7 protein-coding genes are annotated in these 4,645 nt (G+C 39.4%); all 7 read right to left on the reverse strand.

The genetic code is table 11. The features are described 5' to 3' along the window. Positions 1-404 precede the first annotated feature (404 nt). Positions 405-683 carry a HigA family addiction module antitoxin gene (locus LX69_RS17240; RefSeq protein WP_111447267.1) on the reverse strand — a complete coding sequence of 93 codons (279 nt, stop codon included), beginning with the start codon at positions 681-683 and terminating at the stop codon, positions 405-407. A gap of 19 nt (positions 684-702) precedes the next feature. Next, a complete protein-coding gene (locus tag LX69_RS18285) occupies positions 703-837 on the reverse strand; it encodes a type II toxin-antitoxin system RelE/ParE family toxin (protein WP_111447272.1) in 135 nt (44 codons plus the stop codon). Between the two features lie 55 nt (positions 838-892). Next, on the reverse strand, positions 893-1,198 hold the full coding sequence (locus LX69_RS17645; protein WP_146260795.1) for a hypothetical protein: 306 nt from the start codon (positions 1,196-1,198) through the stop codon (positions 893-895). A 19-nt stretch (positions 1,199-1,217) separates the two neighbouring features. After that, positions 1,218-1,577: a hypothetical protein gene (locus LX69_RS17250; protein WP_146260796.1), complete on the reverse strand. Its 360-nt coding sequence runs from the start codon at positions 1,575-1,577 to the stop codon at positions 1,218-1,220. A 21-nt stretch (positions 1,578-1,598) separates the two neighbouring features. Continuing rightward, positions 1,599-2,822, reverse strand: a complete 1,224-nt coding sequence (locus LX69_RS17255; protein ID WP_245935054.1) for an IS701 family transposase — start codon at positions 2,820-2,822, stop codon at positions 1,599-1,601. 433 nt (positions 2,823-3,255) lie between these two features. Continuing rightward, positions 3,256-4,014 carry a hypothetical protein gene (locus tag LX69_RS17260; RefSeq protein WP_111447270.1) on the reverse strand — a complete coding sequence of 253 codons (759 nt, stop codon included), beginning with the start codon at positions 4,012-4,014 and terminating at the stop codon, positions 3,256-3,258. Positions 4,015-4,081: 67 nt separating this feature from the next. After that, positions 4,082-4,645: hypothetical protein (locus tag LX69_RS17900; RefSeq protein ID WP_170124458.1), on the reverse strand; the 564-nt coding region annotated here is incomplete at its 5' end.

Below are 4,645 nucleotides of genomic sequence, written 5' to 3' on the forward strand. Positions count from 1 at the left end.
ACACTATAATAAAGAATAAACAAATAAGGCAACACCAAAATCCAGTAGGCACGCTGAAAAATTTCGGGGGTGAGAGCTCCGGTGCCTTTCATCAGATCCACCAGCCAACCGAACAGAAGCGGTATCACGGCACCTCCCCGGGCTCGGCGAAGTCTGTGACTTCGTCGTCTTCACATCTGTAGTCTTCGACTATTCACTGTTGCATTCAATAAAATCCGCAATAATTGTTTTGCAATTGCAGGTTGTCGTTACAAACGACAAACTTAATGGCGTAATTGCAAATTACGCCGAGCATGGGTGTGAATCTTATCAAACCGTTACCAAGTTGAAGGGGGCAATTGACCGCCCCAAAAATGACAAACTCCATCATAAGTTATGTTGATGTTGTGGTGCGTTTTTTCTTATCATTCTAATCCGTGTAAAACTTCCGAGTGAGTATTTTTCTCCTCCTCAATATCATAATCGTCTTGTAATCCAAGCCAAAATTTAGGTGAGTTTCCAAAATATGAACTCAATCTCATTGCAGTATCAGCAGTTATTCTTCGATTGCCTTTCAATATTTGAGAAATCCTTGTTTGGGGGATTTCAGTATCTTTTGAAAGTCTGTATGCTGAAATTTCCATTGGTTTCAGAAATTCTTCCGATAAGATCTCTCCCGGGTGAATATTTGCAAGTGCTTTCATTTTTTAAATCCTCTCTTTTTTAGTGGTAATCAACAATCTCGACCTCGTAACCTTGGTTGTTTTCCCAACGAAAAACGATTCTCCATTGGTCGTTAATCCGAATACTGTAAAAATCGCTTCCTTTTAATTTCTCCAGTCTTTTCGATGGTGGAATTCCCCCGTTCGGCGTAGCGTCCCGCTACGTCGTCAATCAAAGGCCTCCGGCCACGCTATTTAATTGTTTTCCTAGCCAGTGACATTATTTCCACCTCCAGCACCGATGGCAATCCGGCATAATTACTGGCACTTGAAAAAACAAAATCTTCAGGCAAGCGCACATAGCTGGCTCGTACTGGATTTTGGTGGATATATTCTATTTTTTGCTCTATAAATTTATCGCTGTAGATACGTTCGGCATGGTTCTCATGTGTCCAAAACTGATAAAGGCTGTTGTGGCCAGAGGCCGAATAGAAACGACGTAGCGGGACGCTACGCCGAACAATCGTTATACTCGCTACGCCTAATAGAGGATCCATGACATTGGAAATCAAAAGACTATTCCACCTTGAAGTTGTACCATGGTGTGGCATGGCCTGCACATCCTTTTAACTTGGACACGCCCCTCACCTTGTAATTTCCGGCCTTTGAGAGGTCATGAACAAAATCCAAAACTAAAGTAAAATCTTTAACCTCATTGGATTTTAACACTTCATCCTCGGATCCTAAGTAGTTGCTATAATCTAGATCCTTGTAAGCAACTGTTGTATAATAATCAGAGATATCTCCCTTAATCATGATTTCAAGATAGAACCATACTAAGGGGTCATCTTTATAACCCGTTCGTAATTCAGGAAGATTAGCCTCTTTTATGCCTATGTTTTTAATAAGTAATTTAACTGTTTTGTTTTGAGACAAACTAATTCTACTTTGACACATTTACTGTTTTGAATAACAGTGGTCTATGTCGTATTGTCGTTTTATGTGTCGTTCTTTTAATTGCCTAAGTAATCTTTCTTCCGTCATTTCTTTGTAAAACTTGAAGTGCAAGAAGTCCATTATATCTCTTGCCGAGAGAATCGGGATTTCATCTTGGTTAAACAACTTTTCTTTGAGGATAAAACACCCAACCATCATGTTCAGTGCGATTTGGTGATGCCATGGTAACCATTTTCGTGTCTGAAACTGATCCATTCCTAGGATTTGCTTCTGCTCTTTGAAACTATGCTCGACAAAAAACCTCTGTGCCTGCATGTAGGCGATGGCTTGTTCTGTGTATTGCCCCAATGACGCATTGGTAAAGGAGTATTTGATTTCCTCACTGTCCCTGGTCTTTCGTTTTGAGACCACCAGTAGCCGGTTTTCGACTGTGTTTATGTTTTTGTCCCAAATGTACACAGTCCTAAAATGGAACAGCCCTTTCAATATCCCTTTGGCCGAATCCCTGATATTGATTGTCTTCCAGTCTGATGGGCTTAATGAGCTAATGTATTTGCATGCAGTGGTATGGTCGGTGCTGGCTTTTAATTTTGTGGGGGAAGGGCCTTTGGACGATTTCCGTTCGGGGATGGCTAGTTCTGGCTTTTCCAAGAATATTTGCTGGTCGGAGGGGATATCGAGCATATAAACCAGCCCCATGTTGTTGATTTCACGGGCAAAGGCAGCATCGTTGCCATATAATCCATCGCCACCCACATAATCAAAATTGATTCCCATTGCCAGTTGGTGCTTGATGATGTCGGCCGCGAGTTCTTGTTTGGTTTTAAAAACCCTTTCTTCAATGGGGATGTCTGCCTGATCGCAACGTTTGCCATCATTTGTCCACGAAGCGGGCAGGTACAAACGGCAATCTACCAGTGACGCGTTTTTGCCATTGCACAGGCTGCCGTAAACTGCAACTTGCGAATTGGCCGTTTTACCCACATTGCCACAGTATTGATGCCCAACCCCTACGCTTTTGTTTCCTTTTTTTTCCCAGCCGCTTTCATCTATCAACAACCCCGTCAGTGTTTGTTTGGGCAACGATTGGGAAACATCTTTTGCCACTTTATCCATCACCGAACGGGCATCCCACTTGGAATCGCTGATAAAATGGTGCATCGCATGGTAAGCAGAATCGAGCGTTTCGCTGATTCGCTCAATGTTGTTTAATTCACTGGTCACGATCCCTTCAATGTATAGCCGTGCTTTATCGGAGTTAGACTTGGTTTTGTTTTTGAAAAAGATATGGTAATCTGATACATAAGCACATAGACGCCTAGAGGCATCAATCAGTGTTTTACCATAATTTTGATTTTTCTTTATTCTATTTGTAACTGCCCGTTACCCATTGCAAAAGTTATCTTTGTTGTTTTGTGGTGCTAATATACTATTATTCAATATAATAACCAAATAAACTAGATTGAAAATTAAAGCGATTTTTAATCTGTCAAAGTAGAACTAAAGCAAGTGTCCAATTGTAAACTAAAGTTCAAATCGCAAATCTCGATTTCGTTAAATGGGACAATGCGCTCTTGTCTCCTTAGGCAGCCCCAGCATAGCAAAAACAGGGCTAAATATATGGTGCAAATATTTAATGCGTTCATATTTGTTGGTGTTAATAAAAGGATAAATTAATGATTTGCGGAAGATAGTATAGCTGTGAAGAGATAGGCATTGCGTTATAATAACCTTGTGCATTACTTTTCCATGATGCTACATCTGTACTCAATGCAGCAGGAAGTTCTGAGTTCACAATTGATCCATAGTATGCAAGGAATTCTCGTTCGTTGCTGTTCAATAAACCATTTTCCCGTTGGTTTACATGGATAAACTCATGGTAGGTACCCCTTACTATAGTTCCAAAGTTATTATAACGCAATGAAAATCGGTTAAACTCAACAAGGTGTATTTCTCCTGGGCCACCATGTGTTAAGCCAAATGTTTTGTTGTCGTTCATTACAATTACAGAAACTTTATATTTTCCTTCTACCCCCTTATCAAGCCCATAACTTTTAATGAGGTACTGTACTGCAGAAGCGTATTTCCTATCGTTAATCAGATTCCTATAGTGTTGTTCAATTCCTCCTCCTGCGGGTATCCTCACATTTTCACCCGGCACTCCCATGTTTGCAATAAAGTTAGCTCCAGCCTGCCCCATTGGTTGATTAAAAGTAATGGTTGTTCTTCCAAGTATTTCATCAGTAGCTAATAACTGATTGTGGTAGATATTTCCACTGTTACCAATAGAATGATATGTTCCTTGCGAAGTGTTATATCCTGCATTAAAATCCGGCACGCCGATATCAACCATGGCTTTTCTTAATTCAACTGTATTATCATTAATAAAGTCCATGGTTGCACCAAGGTAATGCATCGGATTTAAATAGTCGTACCAATCCTCAAACCAGTATCCCTGGGATCGGAGTAAAGCAGCGGGTTATTCATTGATGACAATCATCTGACACCACCTGTTCAACTGATATATTATCAATAAAATAATAAGGAAATTTATAGGGACGTTCTTTTTGGAGTAAAGACTTTTCTTTTTTAAACTCCTTCATTAAAACCTCTTCATCAGCATTCATAAAATACAAAGGATTTATACGAATCAACCAATCATCGTTCTTAAACTTCTTATTAAAAAATAATGATTCTTTGTAATTATTAATTTGCAATACATAACCATTACGATTATAATCATCCATTAATTTATTAAACTTCTCACCCTGCTGAAAAACACCAAAAGTAACATACTTTTCACCACCATTGGCAACATAGTAACTTGTACTCACATGCCATTCACCATCATTCACTAAATCATCTTCATTCTTCGTATTCGATTTAATATCTGGAGTCAATTTGTAAAAATATGGAACATCACTCTCAAAAGCAGGTTTAGGGTAAAAATCTATGTTTGTGGATAGATACAGCTCAATCCTTCTCAAGCAATAAAAACTAGAAAGTGCCGCAAAACGGTAATGAAAGCGAATCAAATACTTAACTCC

It is taken from the genome of Breznakibacter xylanolyticus (assembly GCF_003254275.1).
GTDB lineage: Bacteria > Bacteroidota > Bacteroidia > Bacteroidales > Marinilabiliaceae > Breznakibacter > Breznakibacter xylanolyticus.